The organism is uncultured Paraglaciecola sp. (genome assembly GCF_943787955.1).
Classification (GTDB): Bacteria; Pseudomonadota; Gammaproteobacteria; order Enterobacterales; family Alteromonadaceae; genus Paraglaciecola.
Map to the genome: position 1 here is coordinate 39,243 of NZ_CALSOK010000001.1, position 24,464 is coordinate 63,706.

General features: G+C 40.0%; 28 protein-coding genes and 2 pseudogenes. 4 read left to right on the forward strand and 26 right to left on the reverse strand.

What is annotated here, in order from left to right:
• Nucleotides 1–199: 199 nt before the first annotated feature.
• On the reverse strand, nucleotides 200–562 hold the full coding sequence (locus Q0Y52_RS00165) for a hypothetical protein (RefSeq protein WP_297816391.1): 363 nt from the start codon (nucleotides 560–562) through the stop codon (nucleotides 200–202).
• 141 nt (nucleotides 563–703) lie between these two features.
• Between Q0Y52_RS00165 and Q0Y52_RS00170 the strand changes: the two genes are divergently transcribed.
• A complete protein-coding gene (locus Q0Y52_RS00170; RefSeq protein ID WP_297816395.1) occupies nucleotides 704–1,069 on the forward strand; it encodes a transposase in 366 nt (121 codons plus the stop codon).
• 384 nt (nucleotides 1,070–1,453) lie between these two features.
• Here the strand turns inward: Q0Y52_RS00170 and Q0Y52_RS00175 are convergent, their stop codons facing one another.
• From Q0Y52_RS00175 to Q0Y52_RS00185, 3 genes and pseudogenes are all read right to left on the reverse strand, one after another.
• Nucleotides 1,454–1,747 (reverse strand): type II toxin-antitoxin system RelE/ParE family toxin, encoded by a 294-nt coding sequence (locus tag Q0Y52_RS00175; RefSeq protein WP_297816397.1) that lies wholly within the window; start codon nucleotides 1,745–1,747, stop codon nucleotides 1,454–1,456.
• Entirely contained in the window at nucleotides 1,747–1,986 is a 240-nt protein-coding gene (locus Q0Y52_RS00180; RefSeq protein WP_297816399.1) for a type II toxin-antitoxin system ParD family antitoxin, read from the reverse strand. The genes Q0Y52_RS00175 and Q0Y52_RS00180 overlap by 1 nt, the downstream gene beginning before the upstream one ends.
• Nucleotides 1,987–2,755: 769 nt before the next feature.
• Nucleotides 2,756–3,021, reverse strand: a pseudogene (locus Q0Y52_RS00185) (IS3 family transposase); the annotation flags it as partial.
• 12 nt (nucleotides 3,022–3,033) lie between these two features.
• Here Q0Y52_RS00185 and Q0Y52_RS00190 point away from each other — a divergent pair.
• Nucleotides 3,034–3,321, forward strand: a complete 288-nt coding sequence (locus Q0Y52_RS00190) for a hypothetical protein (protein ID WP_297816402.1) — start codon at nucleotides 3,034–3,036, stop codon at nucleotides 3,319–3,321.
• A 185-nt stretch (nucleotides 3,322–3,506) separates the two neighbouring features.
• Here the strand turns inward: Q0Y52_RS00190 and Q0Y52_RS00195 are convergent, their stop codons facing one another.
• The 18 genes and pseudogenes from Q0Y52_RS00195 to Q0Y52_RS00275 all read right to left on the reverse strand — a co-directional run bounded on the left by Q0Y52_RS00195 (nucleotide 3,507) and on the right by Q0Y52_RS00275 (nucleotide 17,002).
• Nucleotides 3,507–5,822: an MMPL family transporter gene (locus tag Q0Y52_RS00195; protein WP_297816406.1), complete on the reverse strand. Its 2,316-nt coding sequence runs from the start codon at nucleotides 5,820–5,822 to the stop codon at nucleotides 3,507–3,509.
• Nucleotides 5,823–5,828: 6 nt separating this feature from the next.
• The gene (locus tag Q0Y52_RS00200; RefSeq protein WP_297816409.1) at nucleotides 5,829–6,827 is read right to left on the reverse strand and encodes a YCF48-related protein; all 999 of its coding nucleotides are present in this window, start codon (nucleotides 6,825–6,827) and stop codon (nucleotides 5,829–5,831) included.
• Nucleotides 6,828–6,882: 55 nt separating this feature from the next.
• Nucleotides 6,883–8,250: a DUF1329 domain-containing protein gene (locus Q0Y52_RS00205; RefSeq protein ID WP_297816411.1), complete on the reverse strand. Its 1,368-nt coding sequence runs from the start codon at nucleotides 8,248–8,250 to the stop codon at nucleotides 6,883–6,885.
• An 11-nt stretch (nucleotides 8,251–8,261) separates the two neighbouring features.
• Nucleotides 8,262–10,322 carry a DUF1302 domain-containing protein gene (locus tag Q0Y52_RS00210; protein WP_297816414.1) on the reverse strand — a complete coding sequence of 687 codons (2,061 nt, stop codon included), beginning with the start codon at nucleotides 10,320–10,322 and terminating at the stop codon, nucleotides 8,262–8,264.
• 645 nt (nucleotides 10,323–10,967) lie between these two features.
• A complete protein-coding gene (locus Q0Y52_RS00215; protein ID WP_297816416.1) occupies nucleotides 10,968–11,171 on the reverse strand; it encodes a phosphopantetheine-binding protein in 204 nt (67 codons plus the stop codon).
• On the reverse strand, nucleotides 11,168–11,293 hold the full coding sequence (locus Q0Y52_RS19330; RefSeq protein ID WP_366939205.1) for a 2-oxo acid dehydrogenase subunit E2: 126 nt from the start codon (nucleotides 11,291–11,293) through the stop codon (nucleotides 11,168–11,170). Before Q0Y52_RS19330 ends, Q0Y52_RS00215 begins: the two co-directional genes overlap by 4 nt.
• A 5-nt stretch (nucleotides 11,294–11,298) precedes the next feature.
• Nucleotides 11,299–11,442: a 2-oxo acid dehydrogenase subunit E2 gene (locus Q0Y52_RS00220; RefSeq protein ID WP_297816419.1), complete on the reverse strand. Its 144-nt coding sequence runs from the start codon at nucleotides 11,440–11,442 to the stop codon at nucleotides 11,299–11,301.
• The gene (locus tag Q0Y52_RS00225) at nucleotides 11,435–11,686 is read right to left on the reverse strand and encodes a 2-oxo acid dehydrogenase subunit E2 (protein ID WP_297816422.1); all 252 of its coding nucleotides are present in this window, start codon (nucleotides 11,684–11,686) and stop codon (nucleotides 11,435–11,437) included. Before Q0Y52_RS00225 ends, Q0Y52_RS00220 begins: the two co-directional genes overlap by 8 nt.
• 10 nt (nucleotides 11,687–11,696) lie before the next feature.
• Entirely contained in the window at nucleotides 11,697–12,284 is a 588-nt protein-coding gene (locus Q0Y52_RS00230; protein WP_297816425.1) for an E3 binding domain-containing protein, read from the reverse strand.
• Complete coding sequence (locus tag Q0Y52_RS00235; RefSeq protein WP_297816428.1) at nucleotides 12,247–12,381, reverse strand: biotin/lipoyl-containing protein; 135 nt, start codon at nucleotides 12,379–12,381, stop codon at nucleotides 12,247–12,249. The genes Q0Y52_RS00230 and Q0Y52_RS00235 overlap by 38 nt, the downstream gene beginning before the upstream one ends.
• Nucleotides 12,371–12,847 (reverse strand): transketolase C-terminal domain-containing protein, encoded by a 477-nt coding sequence (locus Q0Y52_RS00240; protein WP_297816431.1) that lies wholly within the window; start codon nucleotides 12,845–12,847, stop codon nucleotides 12,371–12,373. Before Q0Y52_RS00240 ends, Q0Y52_RS00235 begins: the two co-directional genes overlap by 11 nt.
• Before the next feature lie 59 nt (nucleotides 12,848–12,906).
• A complete protein-coding gene (locus tag Q0Y52_RS00245; RefSeq protein ID WP_297816688.1) occupies nucleotides 12,907–13,068 on the reverse strand; it encodes a hypothetical protein in 162 nt (53 codons plus the stop codon).
• Nucleotides 13,047–13,430 (reverse strand): hypothetical protein, encoded by a 384-nt coding sequence (locus Q0Y52_RS00250; protein ID WP_297816434.1) that lies wholly within the window; start codon nucleotides 13,428–13,430, stop codon nucleotides 13,047–13,049. Before Q0Y52_RS00250 ends, Q0Y52_RS00245 begins: the two co-directional genes overlap by 22 nt.
• On the reverse strand, nucleotides 13,427–13,915 hold the full coding sequence (locus tag Q0Y52_RS00255) for a thiamine pyrophosphate-dependent enzyme (protein WP_297816437.1): 489 nt from the start codon (nucleotides 13,913–13,915) through the stop codon (nucleotides 13,427–13,429). The genes Q0Y52_RS00250 and Q0Y52_RS00255 overlap by 4 nt, the downstream gene beginning before the upstream one ends.
• Nucleotides 13,885–14,229, reverse strand: a pseudogene (locus Q0Y52_RS19335) (thiamine pyrophosphate-dependent enzyme). Before Q0Y52_RS19335 ends, Q0Y52_RS00255 begins: the two are co-directional and overlap by 31 nt.
• Nucleotides 14,165–14,425 (reverse strand): thiamine pyrophosphate-dependent enzyme, encoded by a 261-nt coding sequence (locus Q0Y52_RS00265; protein WP_297816443.1) that lies wholly within the window; start codon nucleotides 14,423–14,425, stop codon nucleotides 14,165–14,167. Before Q0Y52_RS00265 ends, Q0Y52_RS19335 begins: the two are co-directional and overlap by 65 nt.
• A gap of 20 nt (nucleotides 14,426–14,445) precedes the next feature.
• On the reverse strand, nucleotides 14,446–16,236 hold the full coding sequence (acsA, locus tag Q0Y52_RS00270) for an acetate--CoA ligase (RefSeq protein WP_297816445.1): 1,791 nt from the start codon (nucleotides 16,234–16,236) through the stop codon (nucleotides 14,446–14,448).
• Nucleotides 16,237–16,636: 400 nt separating this feature from the next.
• Nucleotides 16,637–17,002: a rhodanese-like domain-containing protein gene (locus Q0Y52_RS00275; RefSeq protein WP_297816448.1), complete on the reverse strand. Its 366-nt coding sequence runs from the start codon at nucleotides 17,000–17,002 to the stop codon at nucleotides 16,637–16,639.
• A gap of 1,294 nt (nucleotides 17,003–18,296) precedes the next feature.
• On the opposite strand from Q0Y52_RS00275, the gene Q0Y52_RS00280 reads away from it, so the two are divergent.
• Both Q0Y52_RS00280 and Q0Y52_RS00285 read left to right on the forward strand, forming a co-directional pair.
• Nucleotides 18,297–18,716 carry a hypothetical protein gene (locus Q0Y52_RS00280; protein WP_297816451.1) on the forward strand — a complete coding sequence of 140 codons (420 nt, stop codon included), beginning with the start codon at nucleotides 18,297–18,299 and terminating at the stop codon, nucleotides 18,714–18,716.
• Between the two features lie 369 nt (nucleotides 18,717–19,085).
• The gene (locus Q0Y52_RS00285) at nucleotides 19,086–19,223 is read left to right on the forward strand and encodes a hypothetical protein (RefSeq protein ID WP_297816453.1); all 138 of its coding nucleotides are present in this window, start codon (nucleotides 19,086–19,088) and stop codon (nucleotides 19,221–19,223) included.
• Between the two features lie 204 nt (nucleotides 19,224–19,427).
• On the opposite strand, the gene Q0Y52_RS00290 is transcribed toward Q0Y52_RS00285, so the two are convergent.
• The 4 genes from Q0Y52_RS00290 to Q0Y52_RS00305 form a co-directional block, all read right to left on the reverse strand.
• Nucleotides 19,428–20,276: an FAD/NAD(P)-binding protein gene (locus Q0Y52_RS00290; RefSeq protein ID WP_297816456.1), complete on the reverse strand. Its 849-nt coding sequence runs from the start codon at nucleotides 20,274–20,276 to the stop codon at nucleotides 19,428–19,430.
• Entirely contained in the window at nucleotides 20,264–21,370 is a 1,107-nt protein-coding gene (locus tag Q0Y52_RS00295; protein WP_297816459.1) for a 4Fe-4S dicluster domain-containing protein, read from the reverse strand. Before Q0Y52_RS00295 ends, Q0Y52_RS00290 begins: the two co-directional genes overlap by 13 nt.
• Nucleotides 21,363–23,462, reverse strand: coding sequence for a formate dehydrogenase subunit alpha (gene fdhF, locus Q0Y52_RS00300; protein WP_297816461.1), 2,100 nt, complete (start codon nucleotides 23,460–23,462; stop codon nucleotides 21,363–21,365). Before fdhF ends, Q0Y52_RS00295 begins: the two co-directional genes overlap by 8 nt.
• Before the next feature lie 109 nt (nucleotides 23,463–23,571).
• On the reverse strand, nucleotides 23,572–24,303 hold the full coding sequence (locus tag Q0Y52_RS00305) for a formate/nitrite transporter family protein (protein ID WP_297816464.1): 732 nt from the start codon (nucleotides 24,301–24,303) through the stop codon (nucleotides 23,572–23,574).
• Nucleotides 24,304–24,464: the final 161 nt, after the last annotated feature.

A 24,464-nucleotide genomic window follows, 5' to 3' on the forward strand; every position in this document is an offset into this window, starting at 1 on the left:
CGAACATCTACAAACAAGTAAAACTGTGGTCAGTAAAACTGTAGCAGGCTCACTTAGACCCCATTGATTGCTTTCTTACTTCGGTGGTAGCAAATCAGTCAGCGCCCGCCTTTGCATATCACTTATGGTCATCTACTTTCACAATTCCCCCTCATAAATGAAATAGTTTGCCAATCCAACCTGTTATCCTAATGAACTTTTAACTGAAAACACCTGTGCTTTCAAACGTGAGAGAGACATCATCACAACTCGGACACAAATACTTACTGTCATGAAGCTTCAATTCTCTACCTAATCTCTTTGTAGTATTCCAAGAGAATATTTCGTTTACTACCCCATGTGTTAGCTCAAGGATAGGATCATCATAAGGCACAACAGAACTGGCATCACAATTTGCACATAATACATCTGGAGCATACATGTTAGCCACAAATAAACTCTTACAGGCGCTGCAATAGCATGGAAATCCACAATAAGTAAGATAATTACCACGATCTCCTCCTAAACCCATAACCCCTGAGGAGTAACCACATGCGCAAGTCGCCTCCACCATACTTCCCATATTATCCAACCTCGAAATGAAACATGCTTCTTATCTAATGCTACCTAGGCCGAACTCACCCCTAGGTGAAGTGGCATAGTTAATTTGGCCACCTAACAAGAGATTGTTATGCTATCAGCATAGCAAGATTAGGTGCCAAAGATGAGTAAAAAAATAAGACGGACATTTAGTCCTGAATTTAGATTGGAAACAGTACAACTGGTTGTTGACCAAAGTTACACTCACGACGAAGCTGCTAAGGCAATTGGGGTTGGTTTTTCAACGATAGGAAAGTGGGTAAAACAACTTCAACAAGAACGTAAAGGCGTGAGAGTTGAGCAAACCCCAATGTCGCCTGACCAGCTAGAAATTAAGGATTTAAAGAAGAAGCTTGCGCGAGCTGAGCTTGAGAAGGAAATATACCAACAACTGGCTATTGCAGTTTTAGTCAAGCTAAGCACGCTATCAATGATTATATTATTGGCTATTACAGTGAGTTTAGGCCGCATTCATATAATGGTGGATTGACACCAAATGAATCGGAATATCGGCATCAGTACTACAAACCCGTGGCCAGAATGACTTGACCACTTCACTTATTGATATTCAAACAACCCAATTCCAGCGCTGGAATAGAAGTGACACAACTCTGGAATGCAGATCTAGCGAAACTGGAATGACACAGCTAATTTGCAGTACTCGTCGACGTGAGAAATAGAAAGTGATGAATAATAAATAGGTAATCGTAAACCTCTCCAATAAATTAGTCGCCCACCTCGTCTTTGCAAAAATTACAAATTCCTACAGCATGAATCAAACTAAAATTTAGAGATGCGGCAATTGAAAACGTTCAACACAGGTTTACACGGCATTGAAAAGCACGCCGTACAAACACTAAAGCGTTATATTTTTCTAGAGTGCGGATTTAACGTCCATACTTTTATGCAATATACGCACTATAAATATTTGGCTGTTTTTATACTCTTTGTAATAAATCACATGACTAGCTTGTGGGTATTTACTGTAACCCTCTCTAATGTAATCACAATTAAACCCTAACTCAGGTTCATTAGCTAACAATTGAAATATGCTATCTAATACTTTTAGGTAATCGTTACGTTGAGCTATTCCCCTAGTTAATTGGGTATATTTAGCTATTTTAATTAAATCGGTTTTGGCTTTCGAAGATAGTAAAAATTTATTCATTAATGGTTATCTTTATCTATCTCAATCAACAAATTGTCATAGCTGTATTCGGCAACCCCGCTTTGTTCGCCTTGGATTAGCATATTGCGTAAGTTTAAAAGTTTAGCTTCTTGATCTTCTAACACTCTTAATCCAGCTCTAATAATTTCACTTGCTGAGCCATAACGACCAGTATTAAGTTGTTGGTTTATAAACTGATCAAAATGATCGCCTAATGTTACGCTTGTGTTTTTAGCCATGATATCAAACCCTATAAGTACCTATATATATTACATTATGGTATAAAAAATATAACAAGTCATTCTAAAGGACAAAAAACAGTTGGTTTTTGCTCCTGCGTCGCTTATTTTAACCAACTATTTTTTGCCTGTTAATTGGGCGTTATACATCAAAAGTAGGCTTTCGTGAGCATTAAAGACAGCTTAGAAAATTTCAAGTATGGTGTACTAATATCCAGCTTGGTATCCATAGCCATAATTGCTATTTCTCTCTATGTGTTTTTTTATTAGGCGTTTCTTATGCCTCACTTCTAGTGAATAAATTATGTCCTATATGCTTTTCCAAGCATCGAACTTTCGCAATTCCCAATCGACATTTCCCAAATAATTTTATTTTCCATTCTTCTTTCTGTAATTCTTCAGCCGTCAAATACAAAAGATTCTATTGATAAACTGACAGAAGAATGGATAACCTCAAATTTAAACGTTCATTTCACACAGCTTGATGAAATAACTGAAAGGCTAGATCGCCTTACTGAACTTTCTGATAAACATTATTAGAAACTCCAACTACCTTGATATCCACGCTTAGTGTCAAATAAGTTGTTCGGTATTCCACGCTATTGTTTATGGTTTATGGTTTATGGTTTATGGTTTATGGTTTATGGTTTATGGTTTATGGTTTATGGGATTAGCCTTATAAAATCTTATAAATACAAATCACTTAATTTCAAGCAAAAAAAGCCCTAAATAAATAGGGTGACGTGGTCAACCTAAAACGCCCCCCCAGTTAAGCTACTTTTTGTAAATCATTGTTTTGTCTTTCAAAGTCATTAGGGCTTTGGTAATCCAAATACGAATGAAGTCTATGGCTGTTGTACCACATGGTTATGTAATTCAAGATATATTGTTGGGCGCTAAATTGGGTTGAGTAATTACGCCAATACACTCGCTCTTGTTTTAGACTTCCAAAGAAACTTTCTGCTACAGCATTGTCCCAGCAACATCCTTTTTACTCATGATGCCGACAAAGCCATGTGAGATGATGACTATTTTGTTGAAACGGTTATGCATACGCGACCACAAGCAGTTGCATATTGTGTTCCATTTGACATCAAGGACAAGAAAAAAATCATTACGGACATTTCGAAAAAATGCTCTGTTAATGTAATCTGTCAAGCCCTGTTTGATGGCAGTGCAGAAGTTATCGACCCACACTCAACACGATATGAAGCACCCTCTCCTACACTACAGCAGCAATTAAGGTATGACATGTGGGTAGCATTCATTGATGCGCTCTTATCTGTAACAGGAGGGAAATATTCACGTGCAACTGCCGATGTTGAAAAGTACTAAAAAACTTATCAACTGGTCTATTTACAAACACCTCGCGCCGTGTGTGGATAAGGTCGAAGGCAAGACGATTTCAACCGCGGGTGTTGGGATTATAGTGTTGGGATTATGATGTTGGGATTACAGTGCTGCAAAGTGTTAGTTCTAGGCTTAGCTCGTCATTATACGCATGATTATGCTCATAATAATCAGCCTTGTTTGCGCCAAAAAATCGAAGCCAGCGCTGGTAAAACAATAATAGCTCCCAACATGTTTACAACAAACATGAAAGTGAGTAAAACCCCCATATCCACTTGAAACTTTAAGGCTGAAAAAACCCAGGTACTCACCCCTACGGCTAACGTGGCGGCAGTAAATAATACCGCACTGCCCCGTTCTATCAGTGCTTCAAAATATGCTTGGCGCACAGCCATGCCTTCCTTCAGTTTATTATTCATGGTCGATAATATATAGATACCGTAATCAACCCCTATGCCTACTCCTAAGGCTATGACGGGTAAAGTAGCAACGGTCAATCCAATATGTAAATAGGTCATCAACGCTTGAGCCATCACCGACACCACGTATAAAGGGATCACCACTGAAAGTGTCGCCCGTAGTGACTTAAAGCTGATTAAACATAATAAAATAACAGCGCCAAATACATAGAGCATCATCGGCTCTTGCGCTGCATCCACCGCTTCATTTTGTGCAGCCATGACACCAATAGGCCCAGACGCCAATTTAAATTGTAAACTATCGGTTTGGTATTCCTGTCTTAACGCCTTAACTGCATTAATGACACGGCTAATCGTTTCTGCTTTATGATCTTGCATAAATAAAATGATGGGCATCACTGAACAATCACCATTAAGCAGACCTGAAGATGTAGGGATACGTGAGATAGATTGTACTAATGTTTGTTGGTTACGGGGTAAAACACGCCACTTAGGATTACCTTCGTTATAACCAGCATTAATTAATTTGGCAACGGATGCCAAACTAACAGCAGACTGTACGCCCTGAATATTGGATACTTTCCATTGCAATTCATCAATGGCATTCATCGCCTGATATGATGTACAGGCTTCTGGTGTTGTTTCTACTAGTATGGATAAATAGTCCACACTGATACCATATTTACTGGTGATCAAAGCAGTATCAAGATTATAACGAGAGTCGCTATGTAATGCAGGTGCCCCAGCATGGAGATCGCCAATTTTCATGTTTTGTGCTTGAAACCATGCAAATACAAACAATATTGTTGTGGTAACCAAGACTACAGGCGCAACCTTTGGGCTAGCACAGGCACTTATGACATGCCAAAATTTTGTAGACCATTGGGTTTTATGACTAAACTTATTCTTGTATTTATCGCCAAGTTTCACGAACGACATAAGCACAGGAAGTAAGACCAAATTGGTCAAAATAATCACCGCCACCCCCATACTTGCGGTAATCGCAAGCTCCCGTATGATGCCAATATTAATCACCAATAAGGTCATAAATCCTATTGTATCTGATAACAAAGCGATGCCACCTGGAATCAACAGAGTTCGAAAAGCCAGTTGTGCTGCTGGTCCTACGTCACTGCCAGCAACCACCTGTTTACCCAAAGCATTAATCATCTGTACCCCATGACTGATACCTATAGCAAAGACCAAAAAAGGCACCAATATTGACATAGGATCCAATCCAAATCCTAGCAGGGTTAACAAGCCCAGTTGCCAGATAACCGCTATTACCGAGCACAATAAAGGTAGCAGAGTTAACATCATTGATTTGCAAAAGAAAAATACCAGAACCGCAGTGATAGCGATGGCGATGGCGAAAAACACCAACACACCTTGTGCACCTTTAGCCACATCGCCAATCATTTTGGCGAAGCCGATAATATGAATACTGACCCGTTCGTTTTCAAATTTAACGCGCACTTGTTGTTCAAGTTCTTCAGCAATTTCCAAGGAGTCTAGCTTTTTCCCTGTATCGGGATCCAGTTCCAGTAATTGCGCGGTAACCATCGCACACTTAAAATCATCAGACACCAATCGTCCAACAATTCCTGCTTTATTTATATTCTGGGAAACGGTTTGTAAGGCTGCCGGATTGGTCGCTTTAAAATCAGCAGGTATCACTGGACCGCCTGCAAACCCGCCTTCAACAATTTCGGTAAATCGTGTAGACGAAGAGAACAAAGATTTAACCAAAGAGCGGTCTACACCATTAATAAAAAACAGCTGGTCATGTACCTCTTTTAGGGTATTAAAAAACGCTGCATTGAAAATATCCCCATCCTTGTCACACACCGATACTAATACATTATTTGCCCCGCCAAAGTCTTTAGCATGTTTCATATAATTACGCATATATTCATGGGTCAAGGGAATATTTTTAGTAAAACCAGCCGCTAATTTAAGCTGTGATGCTTGGTAAATTAGAAACAGGGTAGCGATTAAAAATATAAAAATAACGATCAGTCTGTTTCTAAAAATGAGTGACTCGGTAAAATTGATGATTGTAGACATGGCGAATTACAAATCCTTGTGTATATATTTAATACCAATTTCTGTGACCACAACAACCTGCCCGTCTTGAAAAACACCATTGAGGATCGCTTTTCCATCATCACTTTGGGTATAAGTTACTTGTGTTTCTGAGATACGAACCCGGGCACCATTATTACCTAAAATCATCGAGTTTTTTTCATCAATAGAAATAATGGCGTTAAGAGAAGAGGTGCTACCGGAATTAATCGTATTCCATTGTTGTTTATCATGGTCCAACTCAAATAAATGACCACGAAGACCCGCAGCGAAAACTCTGCCTGACTCGGTTTTAGCGAAGTCAAAAAAAGAACCGTAGTAATCAATATCCATACGCTGCCAGGTATGTCCCATGTCATCACTTATGGCCAACAGCCCTGCTTCTCCAGCCAGATATAATCGTTCACCGCTTTGTGAAACGCTGTTTAAGTGAGGTGAAATTGAGGCTAATTCCTCTATATAAAAGGCTTCGTCCTCTAATCTAATTTCTTCTAAATAATCGAGATCGTCCTGACTCAAAAATTCTGAATGTATTTCAGATACCCAACTTGCACCGCCATCTTGGGTTCTTAGAAAAGTGCCATACGCGCCGATAGTAATACCATGGTTAGCATTAAAAAAATGAACATCCAACAAGGGACGTTCTATTTGTGGCGTGTAGTATTGCAATGACCAACTCACACCAGCATCGTTCGTCATCAAAATAGTGGTGTCGTGACCCACTGCCCAGCCTTTATCTCCATTAAAGTCGACAGCGGTCAAAGTGGCTAAACTAGGGACTACAACCTGAGACCAATCCTGAGTGTGTTTTGATAATAAAACATGCCCTCTTTCCCCCACAGCAATCAGCCGTGAGTCGGACTGAGCAATATCTAGAAGCAGTGAGCTAGATACTAAGGGGGCTGGATAAGATTGCACGTCAACCTTAGCCAAGGAAGGGGTGATGAATAATATGACCGCGATAAAACTAGCTGTTCTTATTTTCATATGAGGCTTCTTTATGAATAAAAAAACGGTTGGCATTGCCACCATTTTAGATGACTTAACGCTTTCCTTCACGGCGCAATGCTTGGGGCGTAAACTCGCGGTCATCTAATTCAATGCCAAACTGGTACATGTTTTCTTGATTGTCTAAGCCTAATGCTAAATAACGACGAGAGTTAAGATCATGTAAAACATCTAGGGTTGACCATTGTGCTGGCACTTCGTAATAATTAATGCCATATGCAATGGCCACCCGATATATTTCGTTTCGACTATCATACATATCAGCAAGTTGAACTTGCCAACTATCTTCGTCTATATAAAAAATGCGTTTATGGTAGATATGCCTAAACTCATCTTTTAATGTGGCTTCTACCACCCATACTCTATGCTTCTCAAAACGCGTTAAATCTGGATTAATATGCCTAGGCTTAAGTATATCAGCGTACTTTACACTGCTGCTGTGTAACTGATAATTGTTATAGGCCACATACATTTCTTTTTTACCTTTTAATTCCCAATTATATCTGTCTGGTGCACCATTAAACATATCAAAATCGTCAGTGGTTCTTAATCCATCAGCAGCAGTTCCCGGGGCATCATAAGCAATGTTAGGTGCTCTTCTAACGCGACGCTGGCCCGTATTATAAGTCCATGCCTGGCGAGGATCTCTAACCTGATCCATCGTTTCGTGCACCAACAATGCAGTACCAGCCAGACGCGCTGGCGAAGTAATTTTTTGCTTAAACTTCATCAAAATATTTTCTTCAAACAATTGATCGGCAGTGGCTTCTTTAGCTGAATACTTGACTAGCAACACATCTTCAAAACCAATAATATTATAGTCTCCACTAGCGGTCGGTGAAGCTTGGCCAGCAAAACGTTTAATGGTTTCTCCGCGATAACGTAATATATGATTCCAAATTACCTCCACACCACTTGTGGGAATAGGAAAAGGAATACCAATAATAGCATTTTTAATACCGTTTCCTCCTTGTACTAATTCAGCACTGAGTGCGTTTTTTTTAGTGGCATCATAAACAAACTGTGGTGATGAAGCAGAGCGACGACTAGGATAAATAGGTAGCTTATAAGTGTCGGGGTATGTTTCAAATAATACTTGTTGGCCATCACTCAAAAAATCAGTGTATTCTTTATAATTTGCCCCTGTTATTTCAAATAACAGTTTGTCATCAGGATAAGGGTTGGGATGGTTATCACCTGGCTGATATCCCCCGGGTGGGCTGGTAATACCCCCAGTCCAAGGGGGAATACTACCATCAGCATTGCCAGATTTGTCCCCGCCTAAAGGTGTAAGTTCGTTACCTAGCTTTGCTGCTTCTTCTTCAGAGACTTTTGCTTGTATATGACTTGCGCCAATTGTGAGGGTTAAAGCGGCAAAAACCAGATTTATTTTCTTCATCATGATTTGACGTCCTATATTGAATATTTAAGGTTAAAAGAAACAAAATCACGATCTGAGAGAGCATTGGTAGTACCTATTCCTCCCCAAAAAGCGTTATAACCAGCTGTTGCAGACCATTTATTCAGGTAGTCAAACGTTACAGAAGCACTGGCCGATTTTCGTCCTTCAACAAACAAAAACATGGGGTCTGGGGTAATGCCATCAACATCATGTGCAAAAGTGAACCTGTTGTTGATGTTAATTCCTGCAAACACATTATTAAAAGTAACATTGGCTAATAGTCTGTAACCCCAAGCACTGTTAGTTGGGAAGGGATTAAGTTCAGGGCCGTTCGATATTATTGTATGCAATGCAGTTCGAGGATCCCCGTCAGCTGTAGGTTGAAGTGAGGGGCTACGCGCTGTTCCTGGACCATTTAAACGAATTAAATTGGGGTCAGGAAAATCTTCAATACTTACGTAACCCAGCTCTGCTAAAATCACTAGATTATCAGTGCCTAACACAGGGCCAAATATATGAGTAGCCGTGGCCTGAATTTGTACTGTATCTGAAGTTAAATACCCTTGGGCTGTCTCGCCGGGCCCAACCACATACCCCAGATAATTATCAAGTTGAGAAATACCCGCATATGGTGGGGCAATACCAGCAATGGCTAGTTGTTGAGGCATGGCGGCATATAACAACTCCACATCATCTATCTGTAAGGGTTCATCCACACGATATGCAATCTCTCCCGCCAAAGCGGTATCCCCCAAATTAGTATTAAAGCTCAATCCATATAATTTAATATCTTCAGGGTAGACAAAACGTGTTTTTGTAAAGGCTTGGAGGTCCGTTACATTGTCCTTAGTGAGTTCTTGCCCTGCGATATATCCCAAATCAGCACCAATAGCAGCAGAAGTGAAATTTGAGGCTACACCAGAAATCAAAGGACGTTGACTATGGTAATTAATCAGATATAAACCAAACTCAGTTTCATTCATATTTTCAGCGAAATATGACAGTTTGATACCATATTGCCCATCATCATCTGCATCATCGTGGGCACTGTCGCTATAGCCTCTTAATGCAACTTTAGTTGAATTAGCCAGATAAGCCAGACCAATTAATGATGCATCGGCACCCAGGCGAAGCGCATCACCTAAGCCATTAAGACTAGCCAATAAAATGTCTAAATCAATATCTGGGTTGCCACTAAAGCCAAGTTGAATATTGCTACTTTGCCCACCTTCACCTGCAAAGTCATTGGTTGCAAAGTAACTCCCCGCTTGCGGTAAACGACTACGTTCCCACTCATATTGATAATAAACAGACACACTGAATTCATCTGTTAATCCAAAAGAAGCAAAGACAGTTCCAATTGGAATAAACACTTCTTTTAACTCAGCACCTGGTGCCAGTGCCCTAGAAACATCGACTGGATTGATAGTATTAATACCGTGCTGAATAAAGGTACTTTCTCCCCAACTGATAACCTGCTGACCAATTCGCAAGCTCACTGGAACATCCCCTAGGTAGAAGTCAGAATAAAAAAATGCATCTAACAAACGCACATCTGAACATAACTCATCACTAGCCGTTGGCGACTCACAAGGGTCCTGTGTTTGTGCAGTAATAGGATTTTGCCAATCCCGTGTTTTGTCTTTCAACTCCATATCATAAAAATACATTCCCCGTAAAAACACCCCCATATCTTGATACTGTAGGTCTAATTCGTGTACCCCTTTAAACAGAGTAGAAATGGTATTATTCTTGTCGAAGTTAAGGTTGCCCAAATCACCATTAGTAGAATAAGCCCCGTCGGCTTGTGCCCACACTTGTGCTGGGCTGTATAAAGGGTTAGTGGCTGGATTATAACCAGTCCAGTCAAATTGTGATTGGTTACTGTTTCCAACTAGTGATAAGTCACGTGTTTCTGTTCTAATACTGGTGCCAAGTGAAAAATTGGAATCAAAGCTAACAGACCAGTCTCCACTACTCCAACTAGCGGCAGAAACAAATTTTGTACTTACTAAAGTAACTATCCCCAGAGCAATAGAGGTTTTTTTAAATAGTGTGGTTCCATGGCTCATGCTAACTCTCCCTAATTTTCTAGCATTAAAGTAAACTCTTCATTAGGCGTATGCCGTGGGCCCCTCAAAAAAATTGACAGAGATCAAAAAGTAGTAAGATGAAGGCTTAATATATCCATGCAGCGTTTTATAGTTATGACTGTGTCTTATTGTCTAAAAACAAATCTAAATTTAAAAAATCAGAGCCTAATTCTATGGTTATCACTCACCCAGAAATATGATATTCGCCTTGGAAAGTCATGTAAAAAAGAAGATTACACTTAGTTGATTGTAATTTGGGTCTTGTATTTTCTGGCGTTACACTTTTTTGAGTACTACAGCCAATACCAACACCAAATGTGTTGAGCTTTCATTAAGTACTCGTATCTTTAAAAGAACGTCTAAGGGCTAATTTGGGGAAGGATTAATAACAACAGTTATGACGAGTAAAAATTTTGAGAAGCTACCAAGACAGGTTCCTAAAAAATTTTGCTATAAATAATGAAAAAATTCTCAAGGGTCTTAATCAAATTGGTCAGACTGCTGAATTAATTAAGGCCCATGGGCATGAGTTGATAAATTTTTATATTGTTTGAAGCTCACCATCACTTTAAAAATAAACTATTTTCGGCCTGTCAATATATTCACTCAAAGATTGTAAGGAATTCACTTTTGCATAATCACTCTCAGCGCACATTCACCACCGGTTTCTTTTACGATTAAATCCAGTAGGTTCATAAAATCCATCGAGTCTAAATCAAGCTCTTCTCTTAATTCCTCGTTAGGATCGAGATGCTGCACATCTGCTTCAGGTGCAATATTTAATATTAGCTTACACACTAGGTCTTTCAATGATTGGTTGTTATTCATACTAGTCTCTCAGGTGTTTGTAAAAGTGCATTAATTTTGTTGAGTAAGCGGGCCCCAGAATGACCATCACTGACTCGATGATCTGCGGCAAGACTCATGCTGACAATGGTTGCACTAGTCACCCTGTTTATCGATTACCCAGGGCACAATGCGCGGCCTTCCTATACCAATTATAGGCCACCTGAGGCGGGAAAATAATACTTTGAATAGTGTCTGAGCCTCTGTCTCCAAGATTAGATACGGTGACTGTCGCATCTTGCATTTCAGACATGCGTAGCCCCTCCATTTCTGGCTCTATTTACTTGATCTTTGATTTTTTCCATCAACTCGACCAGCCCTAGGCGTTGCGCATCATGGATTGCTACAACCATCAAACCGCCTTGTCGCAAACTAATTGCATTACCCAAATGTATAGAGTCTGATGGCTGATAATGTCCGTCGCGATAAAAACCATTAAACGCAGGAAACGCCGTTAATGCACGAGCAATAGCTGAATAGATAACCGCATTGCTCAATATGCGTTGACTAGGGGGGCAGTTCTACATTGTGGTGGCTCAACCAATTTAATGTGTTGTCTAGCAACATATCTAATTGCAGATAATAATGAGGAATATCTCGCTTTGAACGACTGACAGTCAAAGCAATGGCTTCTCGCATCATATCGTTAGAGTCTTTAACGTTATCTGATGCTGGTTCTGTAGGTCGTTTATCTGCAATATTAATATCATCTAACAACACAGCGCCATCTGGCCCTGTTCCTTGAGGAAGTTGACGCCAATCAATGCCTAAGTGTTCTGCTTTGTTGCGTGCTGCGGGGGATATTTTTGGTCGTTTAGTATTTAGGCTATAACTGCTTTTTTCTTCTACGTCTGTGGGCACCCTCCTCACTTTACCTTCAACATGTTGACTATCTGATGAGTGGCCAGCAATCTCTTGACTAACAGCTCTATTGGAATCAACTTCAAGACTATGCGGCACAACACTTTCCATTATTTGTTCAGGGTTATTGTTTGAATCTTCTTCATTTTTTAGCTGAAGTTCTGCAATAGGACAACCAATTTCTAATTCATCCCCCTCACCCCGCCAATAATGTAACAATGATACCGTCGTCAAACACCTCCATATCAATAAGACCTTTCATGGTTTCAATGCTGGCAATAATATCGCCTTTAGATACTGAGTCGCCAGGTTTCACGTTCTCATTTAACAATAGTGCCCACAGCCATGTCAGCGCCAAAAGATGGCATAGTGAGTATTTTCATTATGCAACATCTCGGTTCAACAATACCAAAGCGGCCTCGACTATTTGTGGCAACTTGTGGTGTGGCGGCGCGTTCTAAGTGTTGCGAATAAGGAATAGGGACTTCTTTACTGCAGATTCGGTTTGGTGGTGCATCCAGCGACCAAAAACAATGCTCTGCTACTAGTGCGCATATTTCGCTTGCTAAGCTTCCGGTACGCCACCCCTCGTCAATCACTAATACACGATGGGTTTTATTCACCGATTTAAACAAGGTTTGAGTATCAAGGGGGCGCAAACACCTTAGGTCAACGACCTCTGCACTTATACCCTGCTCCTCTAATTCACCGGCAGCTTGCAATGTCTTTGAAAGCGAACCACCGTAAGTAACTAAGCTTATATCATTACCACCTTTTCTGACCCACGCTTGATGCATATCTGGGCCAATCTTCAGGCTTTGGAATTGCAGCAGTCGCGTTATACAACATAACATGTTCAAAAGAGTATGACAGGGTCTGGATCTTTCAGAGCCATACGGAGCATATAGCGAGCATCTGCCACTGTAGCAGGTGCGAGTACTTTGATGCCTGGAACATGTGCATACCAATTTTCTAAGCTATGGGAATGCTGTGCAGCTAATTGTTTGCCGGAACCCAGTGGCCATACGTATAACCAAAGGCCACACCAATTTGATTCCCAGACATATGCCGTAACGTGGCTGCATTGTTAACAATTTGGTCGAGTGCCAACAAACTAAAGTTAACAGTCATCACTTCGACTATCGGACGCATTCCACCTATAGCCGCCCCTATACCAGCGCCAACAAAGCCTGATTCAGATAAGGGAGTATCAATCACTCTGTCAGATCCAAATTCCTCTGATAGCCCCTTTGATACAGCATAACAACCACCGTAGTTACCTACATCTTCGCCCATCAGAAAAACACGTTCATCGTTACGCATGGCTTCACCAATGGCTGTTTTGAGTGCCTCTCGATACGTTAAAGTTTTATTTTTCAAGATCCTGACTCCGCATAAACCCCAAGATATAAGTCAGATATATCTTCTATCTCGCTACACTCGGCAAAAGATACAGACAGGTTAATTTCTTCTGCCACATGATCTTCAATCAGTTTTAATTCAGCGCTACTTAGCTTTCCGTTCACTTCAAGCCATCGTTGTAACTTCATAATCGGGCCTTTGCTTTTCCATGCTTCTACTTCATCAGACTCACGATAAAGCTGAGTATCAAACATCGAATGACCACGAAAACGATAAGTATTACACTCCAATAAACAGGGTCCACCACCTTTTCGAATTCTTTGACAGTATTGGGTCGCAGCTGATTCGACCTCGACCACATTCATTCCATCAACAGCATGTGACATTAAACCGTAACTTTGTGCTTTACGAAATATGTGTTGCTCCGACTCTGAAATTGCCAGAGCAGTGCCCCATGGCATAGCCGTTATTTTCAACACACAAATAAGATGGGTAGTTGCCACAGCTGAGCTAAATTAAGGCTCTCGTGAAATTCCCCTTCTGCTACCCGCACCTTCACCAAAAAAACATACCACCAACATCATTTTTTTTCTGCATTTTATTGGCTAAAGCTAAACCAACCGCTAATGGTAGGGCTCCAGCAACAATGGCATTGCCTCCATAAAATCGCTTTTTCCACATCAAAAATATGCATTGATCCACCTCGGCCTCTGCTGCTGCCTGTGACTTTACCAAACATTTCAGCCATCACTTTATCCATACTTAAACCGCGGGCTAAGGCATGACCATGTTCTCGGTAAGTGGGCAAATACTGCATCCTCAGCTTTTAATGCTTGCATCACACCTACTGCAACAGCCTCTTCACCTATGTAGAGGTGTAAAAAGCCACGGATTTTTTCTTGGGTGTAGAGTTCGGCACACTTCTCTTCGAAACGCCTGATGCGTAACATTTGTTTGAACAAGAATTGCAAGTGTGCGATGTCCATATGGACTTTACTGTTTTCAATATTCATATTGTTTTTTCTTCATTTAGCTAGTCTTCATTGCTTATTTTTATGCTATCGCTTTCGTCACTTTCTAAAGTGGAAATATCACCTTCGGGCAAGCCAAGTTCGCGCGCTTTTAACAATCTTCGCATAATTTTTCCACTACGGGTTTTAGGTATATTTTGTTTAACGACAATTTCTCTTGGCGCTAAAGCAGAGCCCAATTTTTTGCGAGCATGGGCCATGATGCTTTTAATTAAATCAGAGTCGGGTACGCAACCAAATTTGAGTGACACAAAAGCTTTAACTATTTCTCCTGCAACTGGGTCAGGTATGCCAATGACCCCAGCTTCAACAACGGCAGGATGTTCTATTAATGCACTCTCAACTTCAAACGGACCAATCAAATGACCCGCAGATTTAATTAAGTCTGAACTACGACCCACAAACCAAAAATACCCGTCCTCATCCTGATAGGCTAAGTCACCACTGAGGTACCAATCACCTTTAAAGCAACTTTGATATCGTTCAGTTTCGTGCAGATAATTACGGAACATGGATGGCCAACCTTTTTTAAATGCTAACTCTCCCGATTCACCAGGTGTGGTAACTCTGATGATATTTCCTTGGTCATCTGTCTTAATAATTGCGGCTTCAATACCTGGTAATGGTCTGCCCATTGAACCAGGCTTAACATTTTCACCAATAAAGTTGGCCAACATGATCCCACCAGTTTCTGTTTGCCACCAATTATCATGAAAAGGTTTGCCTAGGTACTCTTGGCTCCAAACTACTACTTCTGGATTAAGGGGTTCTCCTACACTTGCCAAAAAGCGCAGTACTGATAAATCATAATCTTGGCACAATTCGTTACCTGACTTCATTAACATCCGAATAGCGGTAGGCGCGGTATACCAAATATTGACTTTTTCTGCTTCCAAAATGCTATACCATCGAACTGGGTCAAATTCAGCATTGTCAACGACAAGTGTGGCGCGGTTACATAATGGCGAAATGACACCGTAAGAAATACCCGTTACCCAGCCTGGATCAGCGGTACACCAGTAAATATCTTGAGGATGAATATCCAGCGCACAGTAGCCTGAATATTTATGATAAATGACTGCTTCATGCACATGAACCACGCCTTTGGGTTTACCGGTTGTGCCACTTGTGAAGTGTAAAAGAGCCGTATCTTTTGAGCTTGTTTCACATATTTGGTATGCATCACTGTGTTGTTTTAATACAAGGTCTAAGTCAACACAACCCTCAGGACATTGGCCTTTACAGTCATAAAGTAACACCTGTTTTAAAGACTTTAATTCATCGCGCCAAGGCGCTATTTTTTTACGATAAAGCCGAGCGCTTGTAAGTAGTACTCTGGCGCCGCCTATTTTCATGCGAGATTTTATTGGCTCTGGCCCAAATGCAGCAAATAATGGACTGAACACTACGCCAGATTTTAAACACCCCATTATAGCCGTATACATTATCGGGCTTCGATCGGTCAAACTACACAGTAAGTGCCCCTTTTCAATCTGAAAGTCATTCAGAAGATTAGCAAACTGGTTGCTATTTTGTTGCAGCTGGCGATACGATAAAATATGCCTTTGGTCTTTTTTACCTAAAAAAATTAACGCAGTTTGATCACCGTAACCTTCTTCAACATGGCGATCGACAGCTTCGTAACCAATATTTATACCGTTTTTGTAACCCTTAATTAACGCATTGGCCTGTTGCCAATTAAAATCAATATAACTTTCCTGATAACTTTGCATATTTGGTGGCTTGTCTTGTCTACTTGTCCCTTTCTTAATCGTGACATAATCCATACTCATTCCAATTTTCCAAGAAGCTCTAGTTAGCCTAATCAAACATGCTCCAGGAAATTTGATCTGTATCAAAATTAAAACTAAAAGCCACATCCCATAATGGATTAATGACATTCTAAAATGAGTATGTGGCTCTGGATTTGTGTTTAAAAAAACGGCACTCATTTACTTTTGGGTTTAATGCACCATATAGAAATATTTGAGATAGTTACCTTAATTTAAATCTGTGAAATCTCTTCCAGCCAGGGCAATTTCAAAATTTTCAAAAAATGTTTATATTAGTTTTTAATTAGTAAAGGTGTCAGCGATACTGAAGATATAAAAATTTTTGGAAAACCGAATCAACTGTAGATATTTTACTAAGTATAAATAAATGTTATGCAGACAAAGGAGAAGTTTTACTACCCTAGAGTGATTCCTCTGAATACTGGTACATCTTATGTACTTCATCCATCTTACAACTAATTACGCTGACATTTGTATAGCCAACTCTGGCTAATTGTTCGGCCGCTAATGCAGCGCGCAGCGAAGATGCACAATGAAGATAAATAGGTCGTGTTGGATCTTTTTCTATTTCTAACATTTTTATTTCTAGTACACCTCGAGGTATATTGATCGCACCGACAGCAGGTGATGCGAAATGTTCTGCTGATTCCCTCACATCTATCAGTAGTCCTTTGTTATTAAGGCGGTCTAGAGCTGCTTTTTTGGCGGTTATAAGTTGCACGTTTTGTGTCGCTTGCTGTAATAACAGTGAAAGTGTTTTTAACATAAAAAATCCAGTACATTTGCAAAATCGATTTTTAATCAAATTTGCGCTTTTTTATTGAATTTAGCCCAACCAATTATAATATGGCGGATCAGGAATAGTGCTTTGTATCAGGTCTCTACATCTATTTTTTGAATCCCAAATTAACACAGTTGGGTAAAGGGAAATCGATGTTCCGGTGCGCTCTACCAAACTCTAGTTCAGGTTTAACCGAGACTCCGCAAGTTCATATAAAATAATGCATTGATCTCACACAATATGTATCATTTGTGTCATTAGCCGATTGATTGTTCTTAGATTTATCCAAGAATGCCAAACAAAACTTCTTAGTCTGCTCAGCAGAATTCTGACACCACAAAGGCGAGCTTTGGGTCAGCTAAAATTAAAGTAATCACGATATTTAATTGTATGAATAATCAATACACTTTAATTAAAATACAGTTCAAAACAGAAGAAATGATCCGAGTCAAAATATACCAAATAATAGCCAAAAGTTGATAGGCTGAAATGTCACAATATACATAATATTAATTCTTAGATAATGTCTTTATGATTAATTGTTTGTATTTTAAGTCAATTGCTATCATTAATATCTGCATTCACGTTCTAAATTATGACATCAAATAGTGACTGACTAATCATATAGCCGTCACATTTAAACAAAGAAAATGAGTCAACATAGGTATTGTGAAACTACTGATGAGATACAAGTCATTTATTTTGCCTGAGAATCATTACAAATAAATTTACTTTTTAAGGCCTTACTTAATTTTAAAAAAAGGGAGGATTTAGGTTTCTTCTGTTCAGGCCTACTATTTATAGATGATGGTATGACCAGAGCTTTTGGCCAATAAGGATTTACTTCTTTATTGGATGAGGAATAGGTATTTATTTTGTTTTCAATACTAGGGCTAGAATTCGTTTTCACAGTTTTATATTCCTTATAAATCTTTTGTGATAAGACGGTCTTGGACACCGTCTTTGCCTACTTCGTTACTGAGTCCTTTATAATCTTTAGACTTTAAAACTTCTGAGTGCTATTTTTTGTAGCAACCGTATCTAAATTCTAACGTGAGTTTTTAGTGATGTATTGATGCATATCAAAATCTGGTGGTTTCACCTTCAAGTTCTTTAGCACGCGACCAGATGAGGATTGTTCTGCGCATATAACGATTAGTACATAGATGTACTCCGATCCTTTTATAAGGCTAAGGAAGCTACTATTAGCGTCACAATACCTACTCACTTTTTTGATCCTCTAGAAGCAAGCGAATCTGAAAAGGATTATATAGCAAGCTTGGTTACAGGAGATGATGTTGATAAATCACTTGATTATGATGGGAGAGTACCTAAAAACCTTGTGACCCTACTGAGTGATAAATTAGAGAAGCGGCTTTCCATAAAGACAGTTGATTGGAAAGATGCACCATACCGTTTTGATGTAATCGCGAGAGTCACCCAAGCAATTGGTATGTATAGAGATAATATTTTTGATATAAGAATGGATATTGAACTTCAGGAATTGGCAACGATACGAAGCGGAAAAACGGGGTTCATGCCAGTTAGAAGATTCAGGGGGTCTTATCCCGCGAAATCCAAAGTTAAAGTAGAAACAAAAATCTATGCAACGGTAGATAAGGTTATTGAGAAAATACAAAAAATTAGTTCTGAATCAATTGAGTATTGCGCCAAAGGGGCCCGTAAGCTTTCCCAGTAAACTTGCCGTAGAAGGTGCTGTAGAAAACGTAGCATACGCAGTCAGGGCTATATTCTTAACTATCACACGTTTCACAGTCTCGTGCGCGTAAGTCTTTCTGATTAAAAGCCAGAGACTGGTGGTGACTACTACCTGCATCTAGTGCAGCTTGCACGATTCATCCCTCTAAAGTGTGGAGTGTAAACAACCGAGAGCCACAGCAATTAACGGCTAGGTTCTAGGGCCTATGTAAGTATTTATGATTAAAAGCATTAAAAAATATAGGGAAATTAAAAGCAACCTTGCCAATCAAAGACTATAACTAACCTATTCACAAACCTATTTACTACTACTCACCAACATTACTCACTAACAATAAGGATATTGCTCATGAAGAAACTAGAAGGATGGTTATACCTAATGATGGTTGTCTGTATTTTGATAGGTGGTATCTACTCATTGTATAAGATAGCAACAGCACCTGATGGTGCTGAGCGTTATGAGATTGAGTTCAGGGCATCTTCTTGACTAACAGCACATAGCGTTAAGGCTTAGTGTGCGTGAGACCTTTCAAGAAACTCGCGTTCGTGGAGCTTTTTCATTATCAGGGGTTATGTTCTTTTGTTACAGAAACCTCTATGACTGTTATTGTGTTTAATTATTATAGTCAGTACTAATAGTGTTATCGCACAAGTCTTGAAAACGTTGAATATTATCAAAACAGCATTGCACTTAGCAATACTGAAATAAACCTTGATGCTTTTCGAAGGCTACGGTTTTGTTTTCAAGCGCTACAAACTCATCATAACGATAAGTAGGCCCTTGTTTGCATGCATAACTATTGGCCACATAGCAATGACCACATAGCCCTACCCCACAGCGCATTCGCCGTTCAATTGACATCCAAATATCTGACGCTTTTAAGCCTAGGTCTAGACAGGATTTAGCAACCGCCATCATCATCGCTTCCGGCCCACAGGTAAGCACAATGTCTGGATGTCTATCATTTTTGTTTAATAGATGGGATAAGTATTGTGTTGGTAAACCAGAACGGCCGCTCACCCCACCTACTTCCAGCGTTTCAAACAGATTGATGCTGGAGGACCAACGTGCTCTTTCTTTTTTGAGTACCTGTGACGCGATGTCGAAAGAAGCATATAACAATGTGACTGAGTTTGAAGAACCACCTTTAATCAAATAGTCAATGGTGGATGCTACGGGGGCTAACCCACAACCACCTGCAACAATTAATACTTCTTTATGCATTACAAGCCCTACTGGCCATCCCCTACCAAATGGACCGTTATATCCAAGTACATCTCCCTTTCCTAAGGAAAATACCTTTTTGGTTAAATGTCCAACATTTCTGATGAGGGCTTTAAAGCGACCTGTTTTGTCAGGAATAGATGTGTAAGTAAAAGGGGCAAGACCTGCACCAGGTACGGTTAACATAAAGAATTGGCCAATACTAATCGGTTCGTCATGCACAAAACCCTTTGGTTCAAAGGTAAAGTGCCTTGCATGAGTACCATCATCGTACACATCAATGATACGGATTGTTTGAGGTGTTAGTTGCAACATTGCTGATCTATCCTTTTCATAACCGAATGCACTCCAATGCTGCCCGGGCAGGTTTGTTCGCATCGTCCACAACCTACACAGCCGTATCGTTGGAACTCAGGTAGGTATTCATCCGAAAACTTATGAAACCAAAATCTTTCAACTCTTTGGGCAGCCTTTTGACTAGGATTATGACCACTGGCTTCCTTTTGAAATCCTTCAAACAGACAGGAATCCCAACATCTTATTGTCTCAGAATGGGTAACCTCGAGTTTTACTTCATTGGATATTGATGCAGGAGTGACTGTCTTTTTTTCAACCACTTCATAGGTACTGTAACAAGAGCAGGTAGGACAAAGATTGGTACAACCAGAGCACCCCATACATCGCACACTTAATTCTTCCCAAAGTTGTGCTGGAACTGAATTGTCGTTTATATACTCAATAGCGTTACTGATATAGCTATAATCAACAAACTCAGAACGTACTTTTTCAAACAATTCTCTGCGCCTTTTTAGATGCTTGTTATCGGCCTTATCTAACATCATACCTTTAATGCTGTTAATACCTTTTTCAGTCTGGGCAATCACTAGCCATTCAGAGGATTCATTAGTTTCATCAACACTTAAACGGCTCAACACCAAATCGGCTGTATTATCTTTAACGTGTGGACCAGCATCGACTTGAACACAAAACCCGTTTGCACACGGTGACTCACAATCGATCCCAACAAGAAGAATATGCTCACGTCTTTTTTGATAATAGGGGTCGTGCTCAAAAAACTTATCTTGGTAGGCGATAGCACTTAAATCACAGGCCTGAACACCGAACAGAACTTTTGGATGAACTCGAGGCAATATGGTCTCGAAGGTTTCGCCATCAAATTTGTAGAGAACTTCTTTTTCAGCAAACAAAAAACCTTTTGGAGAAGTTAAAGGTAAATGATTATGACCAAATAAAGGGTCAAGTTTATCACCAAGTTGCTCTGTCCACAGTTCCTGACCATTAACATCTTTTTGGATCTGCACTACCGAATAAAACTTAGCAATATGATGTTTCAAAACATCTAAGTCATTAATTAATAACTTATTAGCCATATTATTTGCTTCAGTCATAACTACTCCCCACATCGCTTAATACAGACGAGCGTGGCGTTTGGTTTTCAGGTAATGGAATGATATTGACAGCACAGACTTTAAGTTCTGGCATTTCTGTTATCGGATCCATTGCATCATTAGTCAAAAAATTGGAAGGGGCTTCTTTAAAATGATAAGGCATACTCAACAAACCTGGACTCACTTGGTGACTGATCTCAATCCTTGTTTCGACACAACCACGTCTTGAAGAAACAGTCACCCCTTGATGATTTTTCAATCCTAGGTCCAATGCATCCTGTGGATGAATAAACAATAGTCCAATCGGAGTCTCGCGCTCTAACAATGGTGATTTTCGGGTCATAGAGCCGCAACCATAATGAAAGTGCAAGCGCATGGTGGTAAACCAATATGGATAATCGGTACTAGGTATTTCATCGGTCAATTCATATTCCACAGGAATAAGTTTACCTTTACCTATAGGAAAAGTTGTTGTGTGTAAACAACGACTACCATCTGGAAATTCTTTGTTACAGGGCCATTGCAGGCCATTATTTTGTTTTAAACGAGGATATGACATGCTGCTAAATGAGTCGGTTAATTGACACATTTCATCAAAAACTTGCTCACTTGTTTGCCAATTCATTAATTCAGACATCCCCATTTTGTTTGCCAGTTCGCTCAATATCTGCCAATCAATTTTCGCCTCACCAGGAGGTGCAACGGCCTTGTGGATCAACTGAACTCGGCGTTCGCAGTTAGTAAATGTGCCTTGTTTTTCAGCAAAACTAGCAGCAGGCAATACGATGTCCGCCATTTTAGCAGTTTCTGTCATCGATAGTTCAATCACCACCAACAAGTCCATTGCCCGCATTCCCTGGGCGACTTTATTGCGGTCAGGGTCAGTCACCACTGGATCTTCACCAAATATAAGTAATCCTCTAAAGTTACCATGTCGTGCCTGATGACTCATTCCTAGTGATGTCAAACCCGGTAAAAGTGCGACTTCTGTTTGCCATGCATGACTAAATTTTTCTCTAACCTGTTTGTCAATGGCGCTTTGATAATCAGGATAAACATTAGGTAAACATCCCATGTCGCATGCACCTTGCACGTTATTTTGTCCTCGTAACGGGTTAATGCCTGTTCCTTCGCGGCCAATTTGGCCGCAAACAAGCGCAAGGTTTGATACAGCTATCACATTATTTGTACCACTGACGAATTGGGTTATGCCCATTCCGTAAGCAAGAAATGCGGCATTTGCTTGACTATATAATTTTGCCGTCTTTACTAAGTCGGCGCCTTTTATACCGGTAATTTCAGATACTTTTTCAACAGTATAATCTGCAACATGAGCCTTGAGAGCGTCATACCCCTCACAGCGTCGTTTAATAAAATCATCGTTTTGCCAACCGTGGTCAAAGATAATATTCAACAAACCGTTTAATAGTGCGATATTAGTTCCAATCTTAAGTTGCAGGTGCATGTCAGCCACTTTGGCAAGGCGTGTTTGACGTGGATCAACCACAATAAGTTTTGCCCCACTCAGCTTGGCTTTCATGATCTGCCCACCAATTATTGCGTGGTTTTCAGTAGGGTCGGCACCAATTACCAATATCACATCGGCTTTGCCCACATCATCAATGCTATTTGTCATCGCACCCGACCCTAAGGTCTTCTTGAGACCGGCGACTGTGGGGCTGTGACAAATACGTGCACAATGATCGATGTTATTGGTTTTTAATACGGCTCTGGCAAATTTTTGCGCCGCATAGTTATCTTCGTTGGTTGCTCTAGCACTACTGATAAGGCCGACACTTTGAGGGCCACTTTCTTTGATGAACTGTTTAAGACTTTTGGCTATATGACTTAGAGCATGTTGCCAGCTCACAACCTTAAACTTGCCATCTACTTTCATTAAAGGTTGCGTTAATCGACCATGACGACTGATGCCAAAGGGCGTGTTCCAGCCTTTTGCGCACAACTTTCCTTGACTAACTGGATGCTTACTAAGAGGTTGTACAGCAATGATATTGTTATCACTCGCCACGAGTGCAATACCACATCCTACCCCACAAAAAGGACAGATGCTGTTAACCTGAGTTGTACTCATAAATAGTCAGCCTAGCCATTAAATATTTAACATCTATTAAAATTACTATTTGGAATTTTATTTTGACGGATATCAAACTTATGCTATTTATTCTAAAAAATTCATTAACTCAATATTTTCGCTGATAGATAATGTGGTACACCAATCCAACAAAAATACTACCACCGATGATGTTACCTATAATCACAAAAAAAATATTTCGAAAAAAATCTATAAATGTGATGAGACTTCCAGGTATATCTAGGATTGAAAAGTGTTGGATCAGCAGAGCCATTGGATAAAAATACATATTTGCCACACTATGCTCAAATCCAGCTGCTACAAATGCGGTTATGGGAAAGATAATTGCCACCACTTTGTCGGTGACTGTTTTACCAGCAATTGCCATCCATACAGCCATACAAACCAAAATATTACATAGTATTCCGCGAAATAAAGCCTCAGTGTTTGTTAAGTCACTTTTAGTCGCTGCGATATTCAAATACTGTTCAGCTATCGCTCCGTCATTCATAAGTACGTGCCCCGATAAAAAAACGAGGGTTGCCATACCGGCCGCGCCAAACAAATTAGCGATACACACTACCGTCCAATTTCTAAGCAACCCGTACAATGAAATCTTGTTATCCGCCCATGCCATCACAATTAAGTTATTACCGGTAAACAATTCTGCCCCCGCCACAACCACTAATATAAGTCCCAAGCAAAAAGCCAGTCCACCTAAAAGCTGAATACTGGCAAAACTTAATGTGTTATCTGATTTAATTAACACATACAACATTGCACCTAAACCAATAAACGAACCTGCCAACATCCCCAGCATCACTAAAGGTAAAATAGGCATTGTTGCTTTTTTTTACGCCAATTTCATCAACCATTGCAGCAATTTGTGCTGGTAAATAAGCACTAAAACTCAATCTTATATTCATAGATCCCACCCTTTTAGACAGATAGTTTTTTTTAATAAATGACTATTTTGTTGGTTTCTAATGTAAAAATGTTGAT

Excerpts from the sequence above, each read along its gene's own strand:
- Q0Y52_RS00240 (WP_297816431.1), bottom strand. The coding sequence starts at position 12,847 with ATGCATCAAGCGTGGGTCAGAAAAGGTGGTAATGATATAAGCTTAGTT.
- Q0Y52_RS00275 (WP_297816448.1), bottom strand. The coding sequence starts at position 17,002 with ATGTTAAAAACACTTTCACTGTTATTACAGCAAGCGACACAAAACGTG.
- Q0Y52_RS00215 (WP_297816416.1), bottom strand. The coding sequence starts at position 11,171 with ATGAATAACAACCAATCATTGAAAGACCTAGTGTGTAAGCTAATATTA.
- Q0Y52_RS00305 (WP_297816464.1), bottom strand. The coding sequence starts at position 24,303 with ATGCCTATTTTACCTTTAGTGATGCTGGGGATGTTGGCAGGTTCGTTT.
- Q0Y52_RS00175 (WP_297816397.1), bottom strand. The coding sequence starts at position 1,747 with ATGAATAAATTTTTACTATCTTCGAAAGCCAAAACCGATTTAATTAAA.
- Q0Y52_RS00265 (WP_297816443.1), bottom strand. The coding sequence starts at position 14,425 with ATGAATATTGAAAACAGTAAAGTCCATATGGACATCGCACACTTGCAA.
- Q0Y52_RS00195 (WP_297816406.1), bottom strand. The coding sequence starts at position 5,822 with ATGTCTACAATCATCAATTTTACCGAGTCACTCATTTTTAGAAACAGA.
- acsA (WP_297816445.1), bottom strand. The coding sequence starts at position 16,236 with ATGAGTATGGATTATGTCACGATTAAGAAAGGGACAAGTAGACAAGAC.
- fdhF (WP_297816461.1), bottom strand. The coding sequence starts at position 23,462 with ATGAGTACAACTCAGGTTAACAGCATCTGTCCTTTTTGTGGGGTAGGA.
- Q0Y52_RS00170 (WP_297816395.1), top strand. The coding sequence starts at position 704 with ATGAGTAAAAAAATAAGACGGACATTTAGTCCTGAATTTAGATTGGAA.
- Q0Y52_RS00205 (WP_297816411.1), bottom strand. The coding sequence starts at position 8,250 with ATGATGAAGAAAATAAATCTGGTTTTTGCCGCTTTAACCCTCACAATT.
- Q0Y52_RS00285 (WP_297816453.1), top strand. The coding sequence starts at position 19,086 with ATGAAGAAACTAGAAGGATGGTTATACCTAATGATGGTTGTCTGTATT.
- Q0Y52_RS00200 (WP_297816409.1), bottom strand. The coding sequence starts at position 6,827 with ATGAAAATAAGAACAGCTAGTTTTATCGCGGTCATATTATTCATCACC.
- Q0Y52_RS00290 (WP_297816456.1), bottom strand. The coding sequence starts at position 20,276 with ATGTTGCAACTAACACCTCAAACAATCCGTATCATTGATGTGTACGAT.
- Q0Y52_RS00180 (WP_297816399.1), bottom strand. The coding sequence starts at position 1,986 with ATGGCTAAAAACACAAGCGTAACATTAGGCGATCATTTTGATCAGTTT.
- Q0Y52_RS00190 (WP_297816402.1), top strand. The coding sequence starts at position 3,034 with ATGCATACGCGACCACAAGCAGTTGCATATTGTGTTCCATTTGACATC.
- Q0Y52_RS00165 (WP_297816391.1), bottom strand. The coding sequence starts at position 562 with ATGGGAAGTATGGTGGAGGCGACTTGCGCATGTGGTTACTCCTCAGGG.
- Q0Y52_RS00295 (WP_297816459.1), bottom strand. The coding sequence starts at position 21,370 with ATGACTGAAGCAAATAATATGGCTAATAAGTTATTAATTAATGACTTA.
- Q0Y52_RS00210 (WP_297816414.1), bottom strand. The coding sequence starts at position 10,322 with ATGAGCCATGGAACCACACTATTTAAAAAAACCTCTATTGCTCTGGGG.
- Q0Y52_RS00220 (WP_297816419.1), bottom strand. The coding sequence starts at position 11,442 with ATGTCTGAAATGCAAGATGCGACAGTCACCGTATCTAATCTTGGAGAC.